We start from the raw sequence: 1,417 nt of genomic DNA on the forward strand, positions 1-1,417 counted from the left end.
GCGGCAAAACAGATCAACCCGGATTGCTATGTATTGGGTGAACATTTTTTTGAAGCGACTCAATGGCTACAAGGCGATCAAGAAGATGGCGCGATGAATTATTATGGTTTTGCGCATCCTTTACGGGCCTTGCTCACGCATTTAGATATTGCTTTTCACCCTATCGATATCCAAGTAGCGCAGTTTCTCGATTGGCTAGCAGAAGCCAGAGCCAAAATCCCGTGGGCGAATCAGTTAGCGCAACTCAATCAATTAGATAGCCATGATACCGCACGATTTATGGAGCTGATCGATGGCGATCAACCGTTATTTCATATCGCCAGCACGCTACTTTTCACCTATGTGGGTACGCCTTGTATTTATTATGGGACGGAGGTTGGATTAAGAGGCAGTCATGACCCCGACAACCGTCGTTGTATGCCTTGGCAGCAAGTGACAACATCACCTTATTTTGCTTTCTTTCAACAACTGATTGCGCTACGAAAACAATATGTCGCTTTGCAGATAGGCGATTTTCAACTGCTGTATCAAGATGAGAGCAGTTTTGTCTTTGCACGCTGCTATGCGGAGCAAAGAGTTCTGGTTGCGATTAATCTTGGTCATGCCCGCGACGTATGTTTGCCCCTCTGGCAGTTGGGGTTAACCAGTGGGGAGTTTAGCAATGCGCTAAACGCACAACATTATGAGTATCGACATGGAGAAATGCTCATCACGCTTGAGGCCAAAAGCGCTATGATTTTAAGCTAGCCAGTACCAAGCAAGCCGGTTGTTAATTCCGGCTTGCTTGGGTTCAGTTACTCCACTTTACTAAGCACAATCTGGCGATCAGGCACCGTTTCTGCTTCACTGTGGCTGGGTAAAATGCCTAACGTATGTAAAAAACCTTTCAACATAATGGCATAGATAAACATCATCGGCAGACCGGCAACCACACACAGTGATTTAATGGTCTCTATGCCGCCGCCTGCTAAAAATACACTGAGACTGATCAAACCAATGGCCGCCGCCCAAAGTAGCTTCACTCGATTATCCGGATCTCCATTCAGTTCAAGTTGATTGGTGGTTAACATCGCCGTAGCGACACTGGCGCTCGACATGGTGGTCAACATTAAGAAAAATTGGATGATTAAAAACAAAGCGAGGATCCAGCCACCGCCGGGTAAAGTTTTGATCAAAGCGACCACAGCGTAGGTTAATCCCCCTTCCACCATCCACGCTTGAACGGGTAAGCCACCTAGCATTTGCGCCCATACTGCATAACCACCGAAAATAGAGATGAAAAATGCGCAGCCTAAAGCGCCCATCGAAAGGGTATAAAGGATCACCTCTTGAATAGTACGACCGCGTGAAATACGGGTGATAAAGAGCCCCATCATGATCAAATAAGCGTAATACCAAAACCAATAGTATTGCGTCC

2 protein-coding genes are annotated in these 1,417 nt (G+C 46.4%); one reads left to right on the forward strand and one right to left on the reverse strand.

Going from position 1 to position 1,417, the window contains the following annotated elements; genetic code table 11:
• The coding region (locus B7C60_RS20150; RefSeq protein WP_245869654.1) for an alpha-amylase family glycosyl hydrolase at nt 1-747 on the forward strand (747 nt) is incomplete at its 5' end.
• Between the two features lie 47 nt (nt 748-794).
• On the opposite strand, the gene B7C60_RS19935 is transcribed toward B7C60_RS20150, so the two are convergent.
• A partial coding sequence (locus tag B7C60_RS19935; protein ID WP_245869655.1) for a BCCT family transporter occupies nt 795-1,417 on the reverse strand: 623 nt, incomplete at its 5' end.

It is taken from the genome of Vibrio fujianensis (assembly GCF_002749895.1).
In the GTDB taxonomy this organism is placed as follows: Bacteria; Pseudomonadota; Gammaproteobacteria; order Enterobacterales; family Vibrionaceae; genus Vibrio; species Vibrio fujianensis.